We start from the raw sequence: 21,737 nt of genomic DNA, 5'->3' as shown, positions 1-21,737 counted from the left end.
GAGCGCAAATCAACCGACAATTCGCATAGACAACTATTAATAATATTATATCATATTAACGCGGTGAATTAATAAAGTATAAAGATAAAATAAAAGCTGTCGAAGGTTTTTCGACAGCCTGAAAAGCAGCTGCCTGCTTTATTTTTTCCCTTGAAAGGTTTGGAGAATCTCTGTTATCTTACTTTCATTTACACCTTCATATTTTGTCAGCTGATGCAGCTGGGGCATAACATCAAGTTGATGGACAAGAAGTTGTGATAGCAATAAAAAAATAAATTGTATAATAATCACTTTGATTAAGAATTGTTCTATTCGTTTCACGGTGACCACCTTATCCTATTGATATTCCCATTATCGGTATCCTATGGGCCATTTATTCGAAGCAAAAAACCTTTAAACAAAAAAATAGGAAAAGCACAAGCTTTTCCTACAAAACCCCATCATAAGTCTCTTCCGGATTTTTCATTTTTTCCACTTCTTCTTCAGCACCGTCCTTGGCATTAATAAAGATGCGATACGTATCATTTCCAATGGTTCCAAGAAACTCATAACACAGTACTTCTTTATTTAAATCATTGACAATAATTGCCTGACGGTCCTCCATTACTTTTAAGTTTGGGTTAATCTTGCTTTTCGCTGCTTCAAGGGAAATGGACGGTTTTTCAATATTCCTTGTTGTTTGGAATGTCTTGAAATACTCTTCAGCGGACATCCCAATGATATCCCCATTGTCCAAGGCAACCTGTACTTTTATCGATTCTGGGTATATCCTTACACCGTTATCATTCGTAACAAAATTGAAAACGCCAATATTATCATATTGGGAGCTTTCAAATAACTCCATATTTTTAAAGCCGGTATCAGTTAAGAAGGCCTTTGCCTTATTACTGGCTTCATTCAAACTAACCACTTGTTTTTTAATATCACGGTTATTGATAAAAAATAGAGGGTGCCCGGCTTTTTTTGTGATATCCATATTGGCTTCCTGACCAGTTTTTTTATTTTGGACCGCTACACTATAAAATCCGAAATCAGAGCCTTTGCCATTTTCCGTAACTTTCACATCGGCATTCCCATCAAATTTCATATATTTTCTGGCAATTTTAATTGCTTCATTTCGGGAGATCGTCTTGCCTTTGATATTCTTATAATTTTCGTCCTTTATTTGCAAATTGGAAAAAGTCGCTCCCTGATCAGATTCTTCATAACCGGTTACTGTTTTTTCAACCGTTTTAAATCCATCAATGATCGTATTGTCCGTCTGCTCTTTACCTGATGCCAGAGCCAGTTCCACATCCATCCAGCGCAGATTATTTTTCAACACCATTGACTGTACTTTACGCAGCTCACCTTGGATATCGCCAGATTGTTTATAAAGAGTCTTCAATGTTTCATACTCCTCATCCGATAACGGCTCTTTCTCTAAGTCTCTTACTGCGGTTTGATAACTGAAATTTCCTATGTTTGCTAAGAATTCTTCAGTTTTATTAAACGGCAGCAAGGTCAAGGGAAGCTGTCCCACATCACTGTGCGCTTGAGAAGTCAGTCTCCATACTTCAATTAAGGATGGAGATAGGGAAGTCTTTGAGTTCATGGCAAGGGTGGTGCCAATTTTGTCGTGCAGCAAATCGACCCGATAGGCCAAATTGTGGAATGCCCGCTGATAATTATTCTCGGCATTTAAAAGTACAGCATTTTTTTCTTGATGCTCCTGGTAACCCCAATAGGCTGTTCCGGCAACCCCCAAAGCCAGAATTCCTATCAATATTCCTCTAATCATGCATTTTCACCCCTATTTGCAGAAGATATGTTTTCCAATCCGTTTAATTTGCGGCCGTCCCCAAATCCATGCACTTGTTGCTGTATCTGGATTAAAATAGTACAGTGCTTCTCCTGTGGGATCCCAGCCATTAATGGCATCCATGACTGCTTTTTTGGCAGTCTCATTAGGCGTCAGCCAAATCTGCCCATCAGCTACTGCGGTGAAGGCACCAGGTTCAAATATGACTCCCGAAACTGTGTTGGGGAAGGAAGAACTATTTACTCGGTTTAGAATAACCGCAGCAACTGCCACTTGTCCGATATATGGCTCCCCTCTTGACTCTCCATGAACTGCATTAGCCATCAACCGAATATCATTTTGCGAAAATCCTTTTGGAGTATTAGATGCAGTTGGTTTCGCTGCATTTGTTCCGGTGGTTTTAGCTGTATTCCCTCCAGCGGCAGTTGGAGGATTTTTATAATCGTATTTTGTCGACTTAACAAGTTTTGCCTTTGTTGCCGGTCCTGCAATTCCATCAATCGGCAGACCAAATTCATATTGGAAATTCCGTAATGCCCAATAGGTCCCCCAGCCAAAGACCCCATCAATTTTCCCATGATAAAAACCAATATAATTTAGCCGAGCTTGCAGTTCAATCACATCATCGCCAACTGCCCCCTGCTGAATCACTTGAGCTGTAAATGCTTGAGCAGCATTGGCCCTCAGCAATGATAAAGGTATGATACAAAGAAGAGTTAAGATGAGATACTTTGTAAGCAATTTCTTCTTCATGAATAATAACCCCCATTGTAAATCTTTTAACAGTAACCCTATTTTTTGTTTTAATGGGAATTTTATTCCATTAAAATAAAAAACCCAACATTATAAATGAAGGGTTTTATGGAGCGGATATTGTTTTTTAAAATGTTTTGCACTTAAGACCTTTGCTTTTTTCACCTTGCGGAGGCCAAACCACCACAGAAAAAACATAAACGGGAGAATAATGGTTAACCAGTTTTTCTGAGATATCAAAATAAAATCATAGATACCGTGCAGCAAGACCGGAAGCAGCAATGAAAGGATAACCCACTTTGCTTTGCTTCCATCCGTAAATTTTGCTTTACCAATATAATAACCCATTATCACTCCAAAAAGAGCATGGCTTGATACAGGCAATAACGCACGCGTCATGGCATGTTCAATCCCATTGGCAATTAAATAAAAAACGTTCTCAACCGTTGCAAATCCAAGTGATACAGCGGATCCGTAAACAATTCCATCAAATGGTTCATCAAACTCAACATGCTGGTAGACAATGTAGAATAAGATAAACCACTTAAAGAATTCTTCAAGCAAACTGCTAGTCAAGAACGCGTCAATAAAGTCCGTTTTAACTAAGTGTTCAGTTTCGAGTACGTGCTGGATAAACATGATTGGAAATACTAAAAGCGCACCATATAGAAAAGTCCGCAGCACAAACGAAATTGGCTCTGATTCATATTCATCTTTTAAGTAAAAGTAACTAAGCAGGGCAAATCCCGGGGCAATTCCGGCTGATAATATTCCCAGCATGATAAACTCCTTTATACATCTTTTACTTAAGTCTAACATGGGAAGGCACAGAAAGAAAACATTAGATTGATACTGAACCGTTAGTTTTTATTTGGAAACGTCAGGTGAGTACAGACTAAGAAATAGGTACTGTTTATCACCATTAAAAGAAAATAGTGCTCACACCGCTGGCTAATGCAACAGCCAATTTAATCCTTGCCTTTTTTGAATCATAGTCACTGCCCAGAATGGCTCCTTTTTTATATAAATCATAGGCACTGCCTTGATAATCATAGGTGGTATAAACCGCCCCTTCTTCTGCACTGGTGGTAATGACGATTTTTATCCCCTCTTTAATCGCCTGCTCGATTTCTTGCATCATCGAGGGGGCTACTTGGCCCCTTCCGACGCCTTCAAGAACGATGCCGCTGACACCTGACTCGCGGGCTGCTTTAATAAATTTTCCGTCTGCTCCAATATAGCACTTAATGATATCCACTTGAGGAATAGGGGAACTAATCTGGTAATGTTCTCGTTTAATTGGTTTTTGGAAGATCTGGACCTCATCATTGTCAATGATTCCCAAATAGCCAAAACCAAAAGCATTAAACCCTTGGATATTGGATGCATGCTCCTTTTTCACATAACGTGCAGCAAAAATCCGTTCATTAAAGACGACAACCGCGCCTGCATCCCGTAAATCCGGAGAACAAGCGGAATAAATCGCATGCCGCAAATTGGTGAACACATCACTGCCTAAATCCTCAGGTGATCGCTGCGAACCAGTTACTACTACCGGCCGGGAATCATGAATAGACAAGTCCAAAAAATAGGCTGTTTCCTCCATTGTATCGGTTCCATGAGTAACTACCACGCCAGATATTGATTGATCTCGATAATAATCCTCAATTTTATTCTTTAAAATAAGCAAATCATCAAAAGTGATATGAATGCTGGCTTTTTGGAAAACGGATTCCACTATGACTTCGATATCTTTCGGCAAATGGCACATAGAAGCTAATTCTTCACCTGTTAAAGCACCGGATGACAGTTTGCCTGATTCCTTGTTTGGTTTACTTGCTATTGTTCCCCCTGTTGTCAATAAAACAACCTTTCTCATCAATCATCACCCTCTTGTTTCTTTCTCTACGATAGTGCGGGCAATTTGGCCGCCATGAAAACGTCCATTTTCTATAAATATTTCATTTGCATTATTTCCTGCAGCAATGACACCTGCGATATAAATTCCTTCAATATTCGTTTCCATCGTATCAGGATTATAAGCAGGCCGTCCTGTTCCTTGGTCAATTTCAACGCCCATCGTATTTAAGAATTGGTGATCCGGGTGATAACCTGTCATCGCAAAAACAAAATCGTTCTTGATCACCTTTTCTATTCCATTTTTCAGATAGACGACTTGTCCTTCATAAATTTCTTTCACAACAGAGTTAAATACCATCTTAATCTTCTCATTGCGGACTAATGATTCGAATTCAGGAAGAATCCACGGCTTGATGCTAGAGGAATATTCGCTTCCCCGATATAGAACCGTCACTCGGGCGTTGGCTTTTACCAATTCAATGGCAGCATCGACGCTGGAGTTTTTCCCGCCAATCACACAAACATCTTTATCAAAATATGGATGTGCTTCTTTAAAATAATGGAAAACCTTAGGAAGATTTTCTCCTGGCACATTCATATAATTGGGATGGTCATAATAGCCTGTTGCAATGACGACATAACGGGCTTGATAGCTTCCTTTATCTGTTATAACCTGAAAGGACTCCCCTTGTTTGGATACATCCGTCACTTTTTCAAACGCGTTTATCCGCAGCTGTTTTCTCTTGGCCACTTCACGATAGTATACAAGTGCTTGATTTCTTCTTGGCTTATAGTCATCCGTTACAAAAGGAAAATCCCCTATTTCTAATTTTTCACTTGTACTAAAAAAGGTTTGGTGAGTGGGATAATGATAGATGGCATTGACAATATTTCCTTTTTCGATAATTAACGGATTCTTTCCAATTTCCTGCATCGCAATGGCAGCCGCAAGACCGCACGGACCACCGCCCACGATGATAATATCTTCTTTTTGCATAATCAGTTCACTCCTTAAAAACAAACATCCATCGAAACATTCCATTGAAAAGGGGCTGTCCAAAAGCAAAGAGGTCAGGCACCACCCCACTGTATATAGAGGTTTTTTTAAAACCATTCTATATATTGGTCTAGGCGTGGAGTCAGACCCCTTAATGGACAGCTCCTTTTAAGAAATATTTCAATGTTAAATGAAAACCTGCCGATTAGCCGTTCCTTAGGCACAGTTAAAATTTTTGCTTTCTTTTTAGCTAAATCCAGCCCCTGAACCGGCTTGCCTCAGCCATTTTTCTCACTCCGACCATATAGGCAGCCAATCTCATATCTACCCGCCGGATTTGAGCTACGTCATAGATATTATTAAATGCTTTTACCATTACTTTCTCAAGCTTTTCTTCCACTTCTTCTTCAGACCAATAATAACCTTGGTTGTTTTGAACCCATTCAAAATAAGAAACGGTCACTCCTCCGGCTGATGCAAGAACATCAGGAACCAGAAGAATCCCACGATCTGTCAAGATTTTGGTTGCTTCCAAAGTAGTTGGCCCATTGGCTGCTTCGACAACGATGCTTGCACGAATGTTGCGGGCATTTTCTTCGGTAATTTGATTTTCGATTGCTGCCGGAACTAAAATATCACATTCCAGCTCAAGCAATTCTTTATTTGTGATTGTATTGTTAAACAGTTTGGTTACCGTCCCAAAGCTGTCACGGCGGTCTAATAGGTAATCAATATCAAGGCCATCCGGATTGTAAAGCGCCCCATAAGCATCAGAAATGCCGACTACTTTCGCACCTGCGTCATGCATAAATTTGGATAGATAGCTTCCGGCATTGCCAAAGCCTTGGATTACTACTCGGGCACCTTCAAGCGATATTCCCCGCTTTTTCGCAGCTTCCCGAATACAAATCGTTACTCCTTTAGCTGTCGCCGATTCGCGTCCGTGAGAACCTCCAAGAACAAGCGGTTTGCCAGTAATAAATCCAGGTGAATTAAATTCATCGATTCTGCTGTACTCATCCATCATCCAAGCCATGATTTGTGAATTCGTATATACATCTGGTGCAGGAATATCCTTAGTCGGTCCTACAATTTGGCTGATCGCTCTTACATAGCCCCGACTCAATCGTTCAAGCTCTCTAAAGGACATATCGCGAGGATCACATACAATGCCGCCTTTTCCGCCTCCATATGGCAAATCAACAATTCCACATTTTAAACTCATCCAGATGGAAAGAGCTTTCACTTCTGTTTCCGTTACGTTTGGATGGAAACGGATGCCGCCTTTTGTGGGCCCAACTGCGTCATTATGCTGTGCACGATATCCAGTAAATATTTTAACGGAACCATCATCCATTTTCACAGGAATTTTCACTGTCAGCATGCGCAATGGTTCCTTTAATAGTTCATACACCTCTTCAGGATAACCTAATTTTTCAAGGGCACTATGGATAACAGTCTGTGTAGATTTTAACACATCATTCTTACCCTTTGGATTAGTTTTTTCAGTACCGTTTTCGGCTGCCATTTGTAAACCTCCCAGGAAATCACTTTTAGGAATGTTATCCGCTATCAGTCACAAGTATTACACTTTTATTTGTTGAATGCAAGAATAAAAACATTTGCCAGATAGTAATATGTAACCGCCGACAATAGCTTTATATCTGGATTTATATAGCCGGCCTTTTCCTGTGAGTAAGAATCACCCCATGCAGAAAGGAGAGGCAGTCCCCTCCTTTATTGAATCAGTTTTGATTATTTAAAATACTTGAGAATCGTTTCTACGGCATGATTCTCAATGATTTTTTTTCCATACTCTTTCAGAATATAAGGACTTTTTATCGAGGCATTTCCAAACTCAGAAAGAAGGGCTGCCGCCACTTCATTTTGATTAGGATCCATCTGGTCGATTAACAGATAATAAATATTATTCAATTCATAAACACTTCCGCCAAGTATATTTAATGGATAGAGTCTTTTGGAAAGGCCGATCAGATCTTCAAATTCTTCAAATTCATACAAAAGATCCTGATATCCGCCAACCATTACCTGCATTTCAATAAACCCATCTTCAATCATTTCTTCATCTTCTTTTATATCACTGACTGTAATGATCATAATAATGCCTTGGGCATGAAGGGAGAAAATTTCCACTGCAACAGGACCCCTAATATCCACATCTAATTCTGCACTTGCCTCTTCCACCATATCGTGAAACAATTGGTTCCACTTTCCTGAATCCTTCCAAACCTCTTCATTGGTCAGTCCTCTTTCAAACAAATCATCAGAGGTTAGAAAGATTTTTATTTTATTGCCTGCTAAGCGTTCTAAGCGCATGTTTTTGCCCCCTGCCGTGACATCACTCTTGGTTTAATGTATGGTTAATGGGGGATTATTGTGAATTGTCTACCTCAACCCGGAGCCTTGTTCCTTTCCTATAACCAGCAGATGGCACTCAGCAGGAGCTCCTAACCTTAGAGGAATTCCAGTGGTTCCATAGCCATTACTGACTAGCAAAACCGTCTTTCCAACCGTTTCTAAACCGCCTCGCTTATATGGGCTATAGCCCAATAAATGGATTTGCCCGCCATGGGTATGCCCGCTTAAAACCAGATGAATATGGTTTTCCGGCGAAATTTGGTGGATTATTTTTGGATAATGGCTGACTAATATTTTAAAGCTGGATTCCTCTGTTTCTTGAAGCGCCAAATCCAAACGTGCGCGGTCTTGATACAAATCATCAACCCCCATTAAAAAGATGTGATTCTCCCTGTCAGCTTTAATAGGAACTGCCTTATTATCCAATACTTTTATCCCGAAATCCGCAAAAATGGCTGATAGTTTGCCTGTGTCGACTTCAGAGTCATTATTTCCCCAAACAAAGTATACAGGGCCAATGGACGCCAATTTTTCCAAATTTGCTTTGACGCGTTCGTATGGCACTCCTCTCTCAGTTAGATCACCGCCGATGACCACGATGTCAGCTTTCCGTTTTACAGAATCCACCACTTCATCAGAAATACTGCGTCTATGAATATCAGAAATAAAAAAAATCGAGACTGGTCCTAAGTTTTCTGGATATTCGGCGAACAACAAATGATTGACAACCACTTTATTTAAAAATGCTTCCCGAAGCATAATTACTAGCAGACATCCAGCAATAAGGAAAACAAAAAAATAGATCATCCAACTTTCCCCTTTATCTAATCAAATTTCCGGAAATGATAACATATATGAATCTTAAACAAAAATTCCCTCCCATAGCCATGTATGAGAGGGATATTTATCTTTCGCCCATTTCGTTTCTTTCGATTATACCTCTTGTATACTCAATATGCGAAAGCCATGCTCTTCAAGCTTTTTTACAAACTTATCTATATTATTTTTCTTCTCAATTTTCATCACAATTCTTCTAACAAGTTTATCCGTATCATCAAATGTTACTAATGAAATAATGTGCTCGTGGAAATGGTGGGCAATTTCAGAAAGCCTGGCAATCCGGCCTTCTGTTTCAACGGAAGTAAAGGCAATCCGGATTCCAGGGCGGTTGACTCCAAAAGCACTTTCAAATGCGCCCAAAACATCTGAGCGAGTGACAACACCTAGAAATGAACGGTTATCATCCACAACTGCCAATAAAGGGAAATCTTTCAAATCTAAAAGAGTCTTTTCAAATAATTCAGCCCCAAGGAGAAACTTGTCACTATGTGATATGACTTCTTCTGCTAAAGTAGAGTTTACATATTCTTCCTTCGATTTGTTTAAAGGAAAGAATTTTTCATAAATATTGTATCTGGTTGCGACACCGACATATTGATTTCCCTGTAAGACTGGAATCCCATCTATTTGGTGTGCTTCTAACATTTCCAAAGTTTCCTTTACCGTCGCATCAGACTGTATCGTTATGCATTCATGCTTTGGAATCATCATATTTTTTACAAACATTTCCCCATCACCTCGAGTGTTAATACTTCCTTCTATAAATATATTTCTACAAACTCGTGAAAAAAACCTCTGCTTAAGATACTTTCAGGTCATGATTTCATTAATTTTTTCATATAATTAACCGATGTAAATCGAAGGAGGGATTAAATGAGCACTAATTTTAAGACATACCGCCCGTATGTAAGTCCTTTCGACCCCTGTAAGCCTATTTTAGAAAAAGCCTATTCCACGCCGCCAAATTTATATATGGGTTTCCAACCACCTAATCTTCCCCAATTTACTCCGATGGAGGCGCTAAGAGCAGGTACATTATGGAAGCCATTGTTTGACACCTGGTATGGTCCTCTTGAACCCGGCGGAAAAGGAGGGCTTCCTCAATGAAACAAGTCCCAGCCGAATATTATCAGTTAATGGAACAGCTGCAAGCAGTTGATTTTGTGCTAGTGGAACTCTCCTTATATCTTAACACCCACAATGATGACCTTGATGCCATCAACCAATTTAACCATTATGCCAAAGAACGCAAGAAATTGAAGAAGGCCTTTGAAAGTCAGTTTGGCCCATTGCAGCAATTTGGAAACAGTTTTTCAGCATACCCATGGAACTGGGATGACGCCCCTTGGCCGTGGCAGGTTTAATTTCTTAAAGGAGGGATGAAGGAATGTGGCTTTATGAAAAGAAACTGCAATACCCCGTTCGAGTCAGTACCTGCAATCCGATGCTGGCTAAATTTTTAATTGAACAATACGGCGGTGCAGATGGGGAGCTTTCAGCTGCACTTAGATACTTAAATCAGAGATACTCCATTCCTGACAAGGTCATTGGCCTTCTTACCGATATCGGGACCGAGGAATTCGCCCACCTTGAGATGATTGCTACCATGGTCTATAAATTGACAAAGGATGCAACACCAGAGCAATTAAAGGCTGCCGGACTCGGCGACCATTATGCCAACCATGACAAGGCGCTTTATTACCATGATGCCTCAGGTGTCCCATGGACGGCATCCTATATCCAGGCAAAAGGCGACCCAATTGCTGATCTATATGAAGACATTGCGGCAGAAGAGAAAGCTCGAGCGACTTACCAATGGATTATTAACCTGAGTGATGATCCTGATCTAAATGACGGATTGCGCTTTTTAAGGGAACGGGAAATTGTCCATTCCCAGCGATTCCGTGAAGCAGTGGAAATATTGAAAGAAGAACAGGGAAAAAAGAAAATCTTTTAGTTCCCCCAGGAAGCAGGCGCAAACTGCTTCCTATTTTTTTTCATGATAAAGGTTAATATCATATTGTTTTTTCATGATTTCAAAAACAACATGCCGATTCTTCCATTCCTCTTCTTTTTTCCATAAGTCTTTACTTCGGTCGACAATTTCGCAGCGGAGCTCCTGATACTCTTTTTCCTTCTTATCTTTTTGCTGTTTCAGCAAATTCATTGCACCATAACTAAGTATGGTTAGACCAAATAGGAGTACAGCCCTCTGATCGTTTAAGAAAGCCGAAAACATGGCAAAAAAAGAATAAGAAAAATACTTGGCAATCGTAAAATAAAAAAATACAAAGAAAAGGAACGACAAAATCAGGGTAATATAGATAGACAAAAAATGCCGTTTCTCTGCTATATCAAATTTTTCTTTTCTCTTCCTTACATTTTCCAGCATTTGTTTGGTGGCTTCGTCCGTGTGTTCCAGTAATCGGATTGGAGTATCCATCAGTATCCCTCCATTTCTCCGTATATACATATGAACTTGTCCGCCTATATATGTATATTCTAAAACAAAAAACCAACCCTAATGGATTGGTTATTGGTTTAATGGTACTTTTAATACTTGACCTGCATTAATTTGATCACTATGAAGATTGTTTGCTTTTCGGATTGTTTCCATTCCGGTTTGGGAATTGAAATATTTCATCGCAATCCGGTATAGTGTCTCCCCAGACTGAACTTTGTGATAAACAATCTTTGGAGTTGGTTCAGCCGGTTTAGGATTAGCGGTTTCCTTTGGCGCTGGAGCATTCTTATCGGTTGGGCCGCTGCTCGTTCCATCAGCTTGAACAGGCTGATTTTGGACCGGAGCCGGCGTTCCAGCTTCCGCTTCTTCTGTTCCGATTTGATTATCATCCTGTTCAGCTGCTGCAGGTTGTTCAGTTTCTTGGCTATCCTCTATAGATTCTGTTTCTTCCTTACGAGGCGCCTGATTTGTTTCTTTAGGTTTTGATTTTTCCAGATTAATTGTTTCATATCCAACGGAATCCCCTGACGTTTTTTTAGTCCCGGTTATGTTTTTTCCATCAAGGTAGGAAATAACACTGAAAATAATAATCGGAAGAAGGATAAAGAAAAGGACCAGCAATCGGATTACCGGGTATTTCACTTTCCATTTTATCTTATTTTTCTTTTGCCGATGCAGCTGTTCTCTGGGAGGAAGCTGGTCACTTGAATCGATTGTTTCATTTATTTTTTGAATGCGCTGTTTTAATCTTTCAGCCTGTTCCCGGTATGGTTCTTCTTTATTCATCGTGCTTCCTCCTATTTTTCAATTCTTGGAGAATGTTTAAATTTTATATAGATTCCTAATAAAAAATCAATCACAAAGTGCATCATGATGGTCACAGCCAGGTTACCAGACCATTCATAGATGATCCCTATCAAAAGACTAAGGGAAACGATATTCAAAAATAAATACCAGTTAAACAGATAACGATAGTGAACTACAGCAAAAATAATACTAGCTAAAAGCAGGCCTGCCTTGGTTTGTATGATACCACGAAAAAGCAATTCTTCACTAAAGGATACGATGGCAGCAATCATAAAAATATGAAAGCAGCCCCTGGTTCGAAAAATGCGGTCATTTAAGCCTCCATCATCATAATAAGAAGCAGGAAGCCATTTCATGAGCAGAATATCCAGAAGGACTACCGCAATTCCAGAGACCAGGCCAATGGTGATAATTTTAGGATCAGCCAGGCGGATATAATTTAAATAGGCAAAATCATCAAATAAAATTAGTCCTAGAATAAACGAAACCGTTAGCAGGATCCATTGTGTCAAATACATATGAAATAATAATTCCCGGTCAGTTAAGCTATTAATCAATTCCTTATACTTGTTATTCATTCCCTCAACTCACTATGAATTAATAAATTCGCAAGGTATTGCTGCCATGTTTCTTCGTTTTCCGCCAATTGGACAGCTCTGCTCCGGACATGATAATCCTGCAAATCAAGTCCGCATAAATCACAGCATGGTTCAGGCTTATCTACTAGGATCTCATCAAAATACTCAAGGACGGCCTGTCTGCGGCAATATTTCGATTCCACCCATTTCTTCATCCGATAAATATTATTTTTCTTTATGGTTAATCGTTCCCTTATATATGCTTTTATAGTTTCATGTAATTTTTCAAGTTCTATTTTATTTTGTGGCATTGGTTCTAGAAATCTTTCTACTAATCTCCACTGCTGCTCGGAAAAACCCCCCAGTTCCCTTAGCTCCGGTTTAAGCTTACTCGCTTCGGCATCACTGTTAAGCAAAAGTTTATTGAACAGCCAGTCAATCTGTTGTTCTGCAGGAAGTTCACTTTCGGCAAGCTGAATAGGGAGGGTCTCATCTCCTGGCGAAAATAATAATATAGCCACACTCGGCAGCCCATCACGGCCCGCCCTGCCAATTTCCTGAAGATAGGATTCCATCTGCATCGGCATATGAAAGTGAATAACAAACCGGATATTTTCTTTATTTACCCCCATTCCAAATGCGCTCGTTGCGCAAATGACGTCAAGTTGATTATGGATAAATTGCTGCTGGATTAAAATTCTGGAGTTCTGGTCCATGCCCCCGTGGTAAGCACTTGTTCGGCAAACCCCTTTTTCAATTAGCAGCTCCGCCATCTGGTCAGCCGCTTTTTTGCTGGAAAAATAGATAATTCCCGGCTTTTCCAACTGGGCTGCAAGTTCCAAAACCCGCTTTTCCTTATCGTGGTAATCCGGTATCCCCTCTACCTGAAACGAAATATTTGGACGGTCAATAGAGGATTCCACTTTGGTCACATTTGTTAAGCCAAGGGAGTTCAAAATATCATCTCTCACCTTTTTCGTTGCAGTAGCCGTAAGAGCGAGTGTTAACGGGTTTCCTAGTTTCCCGCGTAACTCACCCAGTTTGGAATAATCCGGTCGGAAATCATAGCCCCATTGTGAAATGCAATGAGCCTCATCCACGACAAATAATGATATAGTAAGCTCTTGAAGCCTTTTCATGATAAAAGGAACTTTAAGCATTTCCGGAGAAATAAAAATATATTTATAATTTGATAATCTGTCCATTACAGCCTTTTTTTCGGCCGCTGAAAGAAACGAGTTTAACGCGACTACCCGCTTTTCACCAAACCGTTTAAACTGTTCAACCTGGTCCTGCATCAGTGATAAAAGCGGCGATATGATGAGGATATGACCCTCTAACACAAGACCGGGCAGCTGATAACATAAAGACTTGCCCGTTCCAGTAGGAAGCATAGCTAATGTGTGATTTCCTGAAAGAACAGAGGAAATCACTTGCTTCTGGCCAGGTTTAAATGAGGTATAACCAAACTTTATTTCTAACAGCCTCTCTAATTCCATTATTGAACACCATACTTTGCTATTACTAATCTAATTTGAAAATAACTGGCAGTTTGCACTTTATTTTTGATCAGTTTTAACTGCTTTGTTTCAATTTCCTTAGATGCATCGAGGATTTCTTTCTGTAAACTAGGGCTAACATATGAATCGATTGAGAAATCTGGCAAGTGCAGCGCAAACTCTACGAAATGGTCCTCAATCGTGCTTAGCTTTAGCTGTCTGCTTGCCGCTATTTGGCCTATTAGGGATCCCTGATTCCATAATTCCCATGTTCTTTGCGCAGATGACGTTAGTGGACGGCTAGGCTGTATATTCCGAAATAATTCCTGTAAAATAGGGAGACTACGTTTATTTCGATCAATTTTTTGTATCAAGAAATGCAATGCATTGATAAATTCAGCATGATAATCATAGTAATTGAGATTAAATTTCCGTGCCGCTTGCTCCGCTGTCAGCCCAATTTGCCGATAACCCGACAAACGAAACACCAGGATGGAAGGATTCACTCCATGACAATCATCAAAACAGGCTTGCAGCTCTGCCAATACTGCACCGCCGATTTCCCTTTTTGGTATGTTTAATCCGCTTAGAACTGCTTTAACCCAATCATGTATCTGTTTATTTTTTTGGATGGGGATATAGGTTGACTCCTGATAGACAAGATTGGAGGCGACTTGGATCAATAGAGACAGCCGTTCCCAAAATAGGGTTGTATATGGCTGAAAGTCCCATCCATTGATGTACTCAGGGACTTTCTGGACTTCTAGCTGCCGTTCTCCTTCTTTGGTTATACGATATCGCTGCTGGCCAATGCTGTAAATTTTTTGCTGATCTTCAAGCCATTGAATCATTGTTTCAAAGGTTTCTCTGGTCATCTGTTCAAAGGTGCCAAAGAATCTTTTCAAATCGAATAAATGTGCATCCTGAATAGTTTGAGAGGATTTTTTTCCATTCAGCAGATGAAAAATGGAAAAAACGGTCCTTTCTCCATTCAGCTGCTTTAGGCAGTATAAAATAATGGTTTCGATCTGTTGCATGCTCTCACCACTTCTGATTGCTTCGACATTTTCCTTTCTATTTTAACATGAAACAACAAGAGTTGTAGCTTGAAAATGGAGAAGTTGCCCAATTAAACAAACCCTTTGGGAGACTAGCACTTTTCTATTGAAAAGTTACCGTTACACCTTTACAATAGAAATGAGTAATGCGTTTTCCATACAATTTATGGGGAATAGTGCTAATTCTATTTTTTTATATAACTGGGAGGTTTTTTTCATGGCAAAGTATACGATTGTTGACAAGGAAACATGTATCGCATGTGGTGCTTGCGGTGCAGCTGCACCAGATATTTATGATTATGATGATGAAGGTATTGCGTTCGTTACCCTTGATGACAATGAAGGAATCGTGGAAATTCCTGATGTTTTAATTGATGACATGATGGATGCATTCGAAGGCTGCCCAACCGATTCTATCAAGGTAGCTGACGAACCATTTGACGGCAATCCAACTAAATTCGAGTAAGATTTTCATATAGGATATTTTAAGCTATAGCCCCGCTTAGTAAGCGGGGTTTTCATTTATATTGGCAGAAAGGTTTTCAATCCACAAGAAAAGCAGCCTGAATGGCTGCTTGATGATTTGGTTTGACTAAGCATTTTTTATTGTTTTATGCTTTTGAATCCATGATTGCATCCGGACAAATAATAGCATAAAAATGAAAGACATCACAATTCCTTTAATAAGGTTAAATGGCAGGACAAATGATACAACAAGATTCCTATAATCAGGATAGTGCAGTAAAGCCGTATAAGCTGGCAATATTACAAGATAATTGAGAACACTCATCATAACGGCCATTGTAATTGTTCCCGCGACAAGACCAAATGTCATCCCTTTTTTATTTTTTAACTTGCTGTATACAAAATAAGTTGGCAGAATAAACAAAATTCCTGCTGCGAAGTTAGCAAGATGGCCTACTGGAATCCCTGTCTGGCTCCCGGTTGCAATATAATCTAAAATATTTTTGAAAAGCTCGACTAATACTCCGGCAGCCGGCCCAAACATAAGAGCGGCAATCAACGCAGGAATATCGCTGAAATCAATTAATAAGAAATTTGGAAACATTGGAAGCGGAAAGTTTAACAGCATTAATAGATACGATATACTGCTCAGCATTCCAATTGCAACCATTGCCTTTACCTTATTGTTCTTCATTTTTCCTCTCTCCTTTTCGATCCATCATGTTAGGAAGAGAGGTTCAGCACGAGTCGGCCTAAATTAAAACTCCCTCAATTTAAGATTGAGGGAGTCAATAAGGCACGCTTAATAAACGTTCAACAAGTATTTTTTTGAACGTATGCAGAACCTCCATCTTCTCCCATCCAGACTATACTGTCGGCTTTGGAATCGCACCAAATCCTGCCTATAAAGGCTCGCGGGCTCTAGAGACCTGCTCTAATACCGCCGATCGGGAATTTCACCCTGCCCCGAAGATAGATCATATTAATTTTCTATTTTATTATACTGGAAAATAATCAGTTTGTTAAGTATCCTGATTCACTTTTTCAACGAAACTCTTTAGAGCCCCTATTGCTCAAAAACTCTTCTATTGTAAAATTAAAATCTGGTCCGGTTTTATCACATCACTGGACAGATGATTGATACTTTTAATTTGAATGATTGAAATACGATTTTTTCTGGAGATGGAAAACAGCGTATCGCCTGGTTTCACAACATATTCCTGTGCAGCAGGGGGAGAGCTTTGCGGGGTCTCCTTTTCCATTTGTTCTTGAAGGTGTGAACTTACCTCTACTACATCCTCTTCACTGGTCTTGCCGCCCTGGACAGCCTCGCCAACTTCTGCTTTTCCAAATACCAATTCGGGATTGATCGCAAATTTTTTATCGTATCTCCACTCTAATTGATGCGATTCAAAATGAAGATGCACCCCCGTAGCTTGTCCAGTTTGTCCCATATAACCTATTGCTTCCCCCTGTCGGACCCTCTGTCCTTGTGCGGCACTTCGCTTATTCAAATGGGCATATACGGTTACAAATTGATTGGGATGCTTTATAAAAATTACATTTCCATATGTATCGGAATAATACGATTTTTCCACCACACCGTCATCCACTGCCAGAATGGGGGTATTTAAAGGTCCTGCAATATCGATGCCTTTATGTTTTCCCTGCCTTGTGCCATAAATATCTGAAATAACCCCATCCGCCGGCCAAATCCAGTGATCCTTTACCCCTTTTATTTCACCCAAGTTTGCCGCTTGCGAATGCCTCCCCCCCAAAAATAACAAACTTACACAAACCGCCATAAGGATGGCAATTAAAAACCGTCTGACATAATCACGCATTGGTAAACGTTTCCTCCTTAGAACTTGTCCTCTCCTACCATATGTTGCTTCGTATCAATTTAGACCTTTCAGCATAGAGAGGTATGGCCTAACATACTTGTTATAATTTGGAGTCTTTTGCAGTTTTATTCAAAAAAAAATAAATCAACCATTAAGGCTGATTTAAAATAGGCTAAAAGTCACGCTTATTAGGAGCTAACGGCACCTGAATTTCTTTTGTTAAATCAAACGGTCCGATTTGAGTGATGGGAGAATTAGAAACAGCAACCTTTTCAAATCCAAAATCCTTTGCTGTCAACAATATTGCCTCAAGGCAAAGCAATGTTTGCTGATTATCCTCGAGCTGGTCATTGCTTTTAAGCGATAATTGTAAGGTATTCCCTTCGTTCCCCACGTTTTCAATTTCAAATGAAGGCAAAATTGATTTTTGCAGTCCAGAAATTGGTGCATCCCCCTTCATGGCCCCAAGTGCCGATTGAACATCATTAAACGGTTTATTAAATGGCACTATAAAAGGCTTTTCACTGCCTTGCGGATAATAAAAGAAAAAGGCCCGGTTCTTGTCATTGCTGACCATTAGTTCACTTGTCATTCCTGTATTTCCAAACTCTATTCCATCGTTTCCAGCTGTTGAAAGTTTAATTTGCTTAATCGTACTATTTGAAGCAACATCCTTTTTTAATATTTCCATAAATCCAAGTTCATTAGCCGATCCTTGGCCATATTGATGGCCGATCGGAACATCCACTAATACCCGGTTATTTTGTTGATCTAGATTCATAGAAGCATTGAGCGGATAATAATCAGTTAAGCCCCATTCAGGCTCTTTGAGTTCGGACGCTTTTTCAGTAAAGAGGTCCATCCAGGTTTTTCCTTGTGACTTAGCCACAATATTTGAGACCGGAACAAGGAAGCTAACCTGTTCATCTGGAATCCAGAATGTTAATACTTGGCCATTGCCAATTTCATCATCATATATGGCTGTTCTTTCCATATTTGATTGAACGGCTGCCATTTTCGGTGAATCAGGTGTGCTGTCCTGTGATTTTTCCTTCTTTATCGTATTATTGCCCTCTGCCATCTCTCTGGACTGTGCCGATTCTGATTTAGCGGCTTTATCCACGGATTGCTGGTTTCCATCCATAAATTTAGGCACCAGTATAAAGAAAAGCAGCAATGCCGCTAGTGCCGCAATTCCCGGAAACATCCATTGGACAGATTTCCTCTTCCATCGGGGAATATTTTGGTAAACGTCATGAGGATGGCGATTATCTTCTATTTTCGGCATTTGTCTGAGTATTTGAATCAGTTCTTCATCGCTCCACTCTGACTTTTTCACTATTTTTTCCCTCCTTTTCAAAAAGAGTCTCCATCTGCCGTTTTAACACCTTTAACGAGCGATGCTGTGTTGTTTTGACTTTACTTTCTGTCCACCCTAAAGCTTGAGCTGTTTCTGCAATGGATAGGTCATGTATATACCTCAAAATGATAACGGCTCTCTGATCCACTGTACAGTTTTCCAAACATTTATATACCCACTGTACCTCTTCTCTTTGTACAGTAATTTCTTCTGGAATTGGATGATCATCCTTTACCTGATTGTCAGACCAATCAAACTTCTCGAGAATCCTTTCCTTCCATCCCTTCTGCTTACGGAAGAAATCGATAGCCACATTTCTGGCAATGGAAAAAAGCCAAGTTTTTTCACTGCTTTTTCCTTCAAAACGATCATAGGATTTAAACACCCTGATGTAGACTTCTTGTACGAGATCTTCTGCCTGTTCTCTGTTTCTTACCATATAAAATAGAAATTGAAACACGTCATGATGATATTTTTGATAGAGTTCATTGAAAACGGAGTCCATCCATTCCCCTCCCCGTTCAAAATATTAGTCGATATTTATGTATAAAAGGTTTCACCTACTAAATATAGACTTTTTTCCAGCAAAAAGGAAGGTACTTTTTAGTTAAAAGAGGATGACTCTATATTGATGAGTCATCCTCTGCCCAGTGCATTCGTATCCTATCGGATCATTCTGCAAGAAAATGTTTCTTGTGAATCAAGAACAATCGGCAAATTCCTGCTTGATTTTCCTATTTTCGCGGAAGGTGGAATGAAAATGTCGTTCCTTTGCCGAGTTTGCTTCGAACAGAAATGGTTCCCCGATGGGACTCAATAATATTTTTGGCTATGGCAAGTCCCAGTCCGGTTCCTGATTTGCCTCTTGTTCTTGCTTTATCCGCTTTATAAAATCGCTCAAATACAAAAGGAAGATCTTCTTCAGAAATCCCTAAACCTGAGTCCTCCACTTCAATTCTAATTCCTTTATCTTCAAATGCAGCTTTTATGATCACTGATCCGCCTTGCGGAGTATGCCGCATTGCATTATCAATCAGGTTGGTCAGTACCTGCTCAATTCGGTCAGGATCAATGTAGATGGACGGCAGGCCCTCTTCGATTTCTGCAAATAATTGAATCCCATTTTCCTTCGCCATGCCTTGAAACTTATGAATAATTCGCTGAATAAAGCCTGATAGATTCACTTCATCGATCGTGAGCTGGATGTGTCCTGCCTCCATCCTGGCCAAATCTAACAGTTCATTAACCAGTCTGCCCATTCTAAGTGATTCATCATAAATGACCTTAGCCATTTCACGTTTCTCTTCCTGTGTTTCAGCGATATCGTCAACAATAGCTTCACTGTATCCTTGTAACATGGAAATAGGAGTTCTTAGCTCGTGTGACACATTGGCAATGAAGTCTTTTCTCATTTTTTCCAGCTGTCTTTCTTCTGTCATATCACGCAATACAGCCACGGCACCTCGGATAAACTGGTTACTGTACAAAGGGCTGACGAGGATTACCCAATGGTGCCCTTGAAGAGAAAGCTCTCCCATCTGCTCACACTCAGTATCAACGGCCTTTTGAAAAAGCTCCATCACTTGGGAGGGAATCGCTTCAGAAGATTGGTTATCACCTGTTTCATAATACCAATATTGAAGAAAACGGTCTGCCGGCGGATTGGTGATCAAAATGGTTCCATCACGATTAAAGGTGATGACTCCGTCAGCCATACTGCTTAAGATGCTTGCCAGTTGTTCTTTTTCTTGATTAAGGGCATTCATATTAAACTTTAACTGTCTGCCCATTTGATTAAATGCCGTAGCCAATTCTCCAATTTCATCATGCGTCAGGATGGGAACCTTCGTATCAAATTTCCCTCTTGCCACTTCAAATGCGGCTTCTCTCATTTTTCTTAGCGGCGCTGTAATTCTGGTTGATAAAAAGAAGGCAAAGATTGTGGTAAGAATAATAGCCACTCCCGCAACCAACAATATAAACTTTGTGGCGGAACGGGACGTTTCCTGCATAATTTCTAATGACTGGTAAATAAAGACGGCACCATTCTCCTGATCTGCAAAATGCAGCGGCACCCCAATAATGGAGTAATTTGACTCCGAATTTCCTTTGTCATTTAGGGAGATATTGGTTATTTTCTCAACAGATTGCTTGCCTTGAAATACTTTTGATAATTCCTGATCTTTTTTTATATCAGATAGCATCAATTTGTTTTCTTTTTCGATGTTGGGAGAGTAATAAATTTCTTGGTCATTCTTTATAATCATGACTTTAGTGAAATCATCTATCATTTCCCATGATACATCAAGCCCCAATTGAAATTCGTCATTTGGGTGCTCTTCTATGATATGGGCTATTTTCTGAGCTGTATTGGTTAAATCATTCTTGGTTTCAGTTATGCTTAAGTTCTGGAAGTATTCTAGGAGCATGACTGTTAAAATAAACAGTACGAACGCCACTAAAAAAATAATGGTAAACCAGAGCTTACCTACTACACTTCGAAGGAAGGTCATTCATTAATTACCTCAAATTTATAACCCACTCCCCAAACTGTCACAATCATTCTTGCAGCCTGCTCTGAAACTTTATTCAATTTTTCGCGAAGACGTTTAACATGGGTATCGACCGTACGCAAATCTCCAAAAAATTCATAATGCCAAACTTCTTTCAACAACTGTTCGCGATCAAATACTTTATCAGGTGCTTTCGATAAAAAATAGAGCAGCTCATATTCTTTCGGTGTCAAGCTGACTTCTTTTCCGTCCGCTGTTACTCTGTGTGCATCATTATCAATGGTTAAGTGTGGGAATACAATAACATCTTTGGTCGTAGTTTCCGTCTGAAGATAACTGGTTTGGGAAGCTCGACGCAGAATGGCTTTGACCCGTAAGACCACTTCCCGCGGACTGAATGGTTTCACAATATAGTCGTCCGTTCCCACTTCAAAGCCTTGGTCGCGATTGACTTCCTCTCCTTTTGCCGTTAACATAATGACCGGAGTAGCTTTTCTCTCTCTAAGTTCACGGCAAACC

At 39.9% G+C, this 21,737-nt stretch carries 25 protein-coding genes and 1 riboswitch; of the genes, 4 read left to right on the top strand and 21 right to left on the bottom strand.

The window, feature by feature from the left end; all coding sequences use genetic code 11:
* Window positions 1–138 precede the first annotated feature (138 nt).
* From NFS43_RS22975 to NFS43_RS22930, 10 genes are all read right to left on the bottom strand, one after another.
* Window positions 139–321: a YpfB family protein gene (locus NFS43_RS22975; RefSeq protein WP_251555266.1), complete on the bottom strand. Its 183-nt coding sequence runs from the start codon at window positions 319–321 to the stop codon at window positions 139–141.
* Window positions 322–427: 106 nt separating this feature from the next.
* Entirely contained in the window at window positions 428–1,780 is a 1,353-nt protein-coding gene (gene ypeB / locus NFS43_RS22970) for a germination protein YpeB (RefSeq protein ID WP_251555264.1), read from the bottom strand.
* Window positions 1,781–1,792: 12 nt separating this feature from the next.
* Window positions 1,793–2,554: a spore cortex-lytic enzyme gene (gene sleB, locus NFS43_RS22965; RefSeq protein ID WP_251555262.1), complete on the bottom strand. Its 762-nt coding sequence runs from the start codon at window positions 2,552–2,554 to the stop codon at window positions 1,793–1,795.
* Between the two features lie 90 nt (window positions 2,555–2,644).
* The gene (prsW, locus tag NFS43_RS22960) at window positions 2,645–3,334 is read right to left on the bottom strand and encodes a glutamic-type intramembrane protease PrsW (RefSeq protein WP_251555261.1); all 690 of its coding nucleotides are present in this window, start codon (window positions 3,332–3,334) and stop codon (window positions 2,645–2,647) included.
* 142 nt (window positions 3,335–3,476) lie between these two features.
* On the bottom strand, window positions 3,477–4,433 hold the full coding sequence (locus NFS43_RS22955; RefSeq protein ID WP_251555260.1) for an asparaginase: 957 nt from the start codon (window positions 4,431–4,433) through the stop codon (window positions 3,477–3,479).
* 6 nt (window positions 4,434–4,439) lie between these two features.
* Window positions 4,440–5,411, bottom strand: a complete 972-nt coding sequence (locus tag NFS43_RS22950; protein WP_251555259.1) for a YpdA family putative bacillithiol disulfide reductase — start codon at window positions 5,409–5,411, stop codon at window positions 4,440–4,442.
* Between the two features lie 250 nt (window positions 5,412–5,661).
* Window positions 5,662–6,939 (bottom strand): Glu/Leu/Phe/Val family dehydrogenase, encoded by a 1,278-nt coding sequence (locus NFS43_RS22945; RefSeq protein WP_251555257.1) that lies wholly within the window; start codon window positions 6,937–6,939, stop codon window positions 5,662–5,664.
* Between the two features lie 227 nt (window positions 6,940–7,166).
* Window positions 7,167–7,748 carry an adaptor protein MecA gene (locus NFS43_RS22940; protein WP_251555255.1) on the bottom strand — a complete coding sequence of 194 codons (582 nt, stop codon included), beginning with the start codon at window positions 7,746–7,748 and terminating at the stop codon, window positions 7,167–7,169.
* A gap of 69 nt (window positions 7,749–7,817) precedes the next feature.
* Window positions 7,818–8,597 (bottom strand): metallophosphoesterase, encoded by a 780-nt coding sequence (locus tag NFS43_RS22935; RefSeq protein WP_251555253.1) that lies wholly within the window; start codon window positions 8,595–8,597, stop codon window positions 7,818–7,820.
* Between the two features lie 126 nt (window positions 8,598–8,723).
* The gene (locus tag NFS43_RS22930) at window positions 8,724–9,356 is read right to left on the bottom strand and encodes a CBS domain-containing protein (RefSeq protein WP_251555251.1); all 633 of its coding nucleotides are present in this window, start codon (window positions 9,354–9,356) and stop codon (window positions 8,724–8,726) included.
* Window positions 9,357–9,503: 147 nt separating this feature from the next.
* Here NFS43_RS22930 and NFS43_RS22925 point away from each other — a divergent pair, with 147 nt between their 5' ends.
* The 3 genes from NFS43_RS22925 to NFS43_RS22915 are packed head-to-tail and all read left to right on the top strand — an operon-like array spanning window position 9,504 to window position 10,587.
* Complete coding sequence (locus NFS43_RS22925; protein ID WP_251555249.1) at window positions 9,504–9,737, top strand: spore coat associated protein CotJA; 234 nt, start codon at window positions 9,504–9,506, stop codon at window positions 9,735–9,737.
* Entirely contained in the window at window positions 9,734–9,994 is a 261-nt protein-coding gene (locus NFS43_RS22920; protein ID WP_251555247.1) for a spore coat protein CotJB, read from the top strand. Before NFS43_RS22925 ends, NFS43_RS22920 begins: the two co-directional genes overlap by 4 nt.
* A gap of 23 nt (window positions 9,995–10,017) precedes the next feature.
* On the top strand, window positions 10,018–10,587 hold the full coding sequence (locus NFS43_RS22915) for a manganese catalase family protein (RefSeq protein ID WP_251555245.1): 570 nt from the start codon (window positions 10,018–10,020) through the stop codon (window positions 10,585–10,587).
* 30 nt (window positions 10,588–10,617) lie between these two features.
* On the opposite strand, the gene NFS43_RS22910 is transcribed toward NFS43_RS22915, so the two are convergent.
* The 5 genes from NFS43_RS22910 to NFS43_RS22890 all read right to left on the bottom strand — a co-directional run bounded on the left by NFS43_RS22910 (window position 10,618) and on the right by NFS43_RS22890 (window position 15,015).
* Entirely contained in the window at window positions 10,618–11,073 is a 456-nt protein-coding gene (locus NFS43_RS22910; RefSeq protein WP_251555244.1) for a DUF2663 family protein, read from the bottom strand.
* A 90-nt stretch (window positions 11,074–11,163) separates the two neighbouring features.
* Window positions 11,164–11,880, bottom strand: a complete 717-nt coding sequence (locus NFS43_RS22905) for a LysM peptidoglycan-binding domain-containing protein (protein WP_251555243.1) — start codon at window positions 11,878–11,880, stop codon at window positions 11,164–11,166.
* Window positions 11,881–11,891: 11 nt separating this feature from the next.
* The gene (locus tag NFS43_RS22900; protein ID WP_251555242.1) at window positions 11,892–12,479 is read right to left on the bottom strand and encodes a CPBP family intramembrane glutamic endopeptidase; all 588 of its coding nucleotides are present in this window, start codon (window positions 12,477–12,479) and stop codon (window positions 11,892–11,894) included.
* Window positions 12,476–13,978, bottom strand: coding sequence for a RecQ family ATP-dependent DNA helicase (locus tag NFS43_RS22895; RefSeq protein WP_251555241.1), 1,503 nt, complete (start codon window positions 13,976–13,978; stop codon window positions 12,476–12,478). Before NFS43_RS22895 ends, NFS43_RS22900 begins: the two co-directional genes overlap by 4 nt.
* Entirely contained in the window at window positions 13,978–15,015 is a 1,038-nt protein-coding gene (locus tag NFS43_RS22890) for a YpbB family protein (protein WP_251555240.1), read from the bottom strand. Before NFS43_RS22890 ends, NFS43_RS22895 begins: the two co-directional genes overlap by 1 nt.
* Window positions 15,016–15,253: 238 nt before the next feature.
* Here NFS43_RS22890 and NFS43_RS22885 point away from each other — a divergent pair, with 238 nt between their 5' ends.
* Window positions 15,254–15,502: a ferredoxin gene (locus NFS43_RS22885; protein WP_042355233.1), complete on the top strand. Its 249-nt coding sequence runs from the start codon at window positions 15,254–15,256 to the stop codon at window positions 15,500–15,502.
* 126 nt (window positions 15,503–15,628) lie between these two features.
* Here NFS43_RS22885 and NFS43_RS22880 read toward each other — a convergent pair whose 3' ends face one another.
* From NFS43_RS22880 to NFS43_RS22855, 6 genes are all read right to left on the bottom strand, one after another.
* Window positions 15,629–16,195, bottom strand: coding sequence for an ECF transporter S component (locus tag NFS43_RS22880; protein ID WP_251555239.1), 567 nt, complete (start codon window positions 16,193–16,195; stop codon window positions 15,629–15,631).
* A 151-nt stretch (window positions 16,196–16,346) separates the two neighbouring features.
* Window positions 16,347–16,479: riboswitch (FMN riboswitch) on the bottom strand.
* Window positions 16,480–16,586: 107 nt separating this feature from the next.
* A complete protein-coding gene (locus NFS43_RS22875) occupies window positions 16,587–17,345 on the bottom strand; it encodes a peptidoglycan DD-metalloendopeptidase family protein (RefSeq protein WP_251555238.1) in 759 nt (252 codons plus the stop codon).
* A gap of 172 nt (window positions 17,346–17,517) precedes the next feature.
* On the bottom strand, window positions 17,518–18,684 hold the full coding sequence (locus NFS43_RS22870; protein ID WP_251555237.1) for a hypothetical protein: 1,167 nt from the start codon (window positions 18,682–18,684) through the stop codon (window positions 17,518–17,520).
* Window positions 18,659–19,210, bottom strand: a complete 552-nt coding sequence (gene sigX, locus NFS43_RS22865) for an RNA polymerase sigma factor SigX (RefSeq protein WP_251555236.1) — start codon at window positions 19,208–19,210, stop codon at window positions 18,659–18,661. The genes NFS43_RS22870 and sigX overlap by 26 nt, the downstream gene beginning before the upstream one ends.
* A gap of 229 nt (window positions 19,211–19,439) precedes the next feature.
* A complete protein-coding gene (locus tag NFS43_RS22860) occupies window positions 19,440–21,218 on the bottom strand; it encodes an ATP-binding protein (protein ID WP_251555235.1) in 1,779 nt (592 codons plus the stop codon).
* Window positions 21,215–21,737: winged helix-turn-helix domain-containing protein (locus NFS43_RS22855; protein WP_251555234.1), on the bottom strand; the 523-nt coding region annotated here is incomplete at its 5' end. The genes NFS43_RS22860 and NFS43_RS22855, both read right to left, overlap by 4 nt.

It is taken from the genome of Neobacillus muris (assembly GCF_943193175.1).
GTDB lineage: Bacteria > Bacillota > Bacilli > Bacillales > Cytobacillaceae > Neobacillus > Neobacillus muris.
This window is presented reverse-complemented; position numbering and strand designations above follow the sequence as displayed.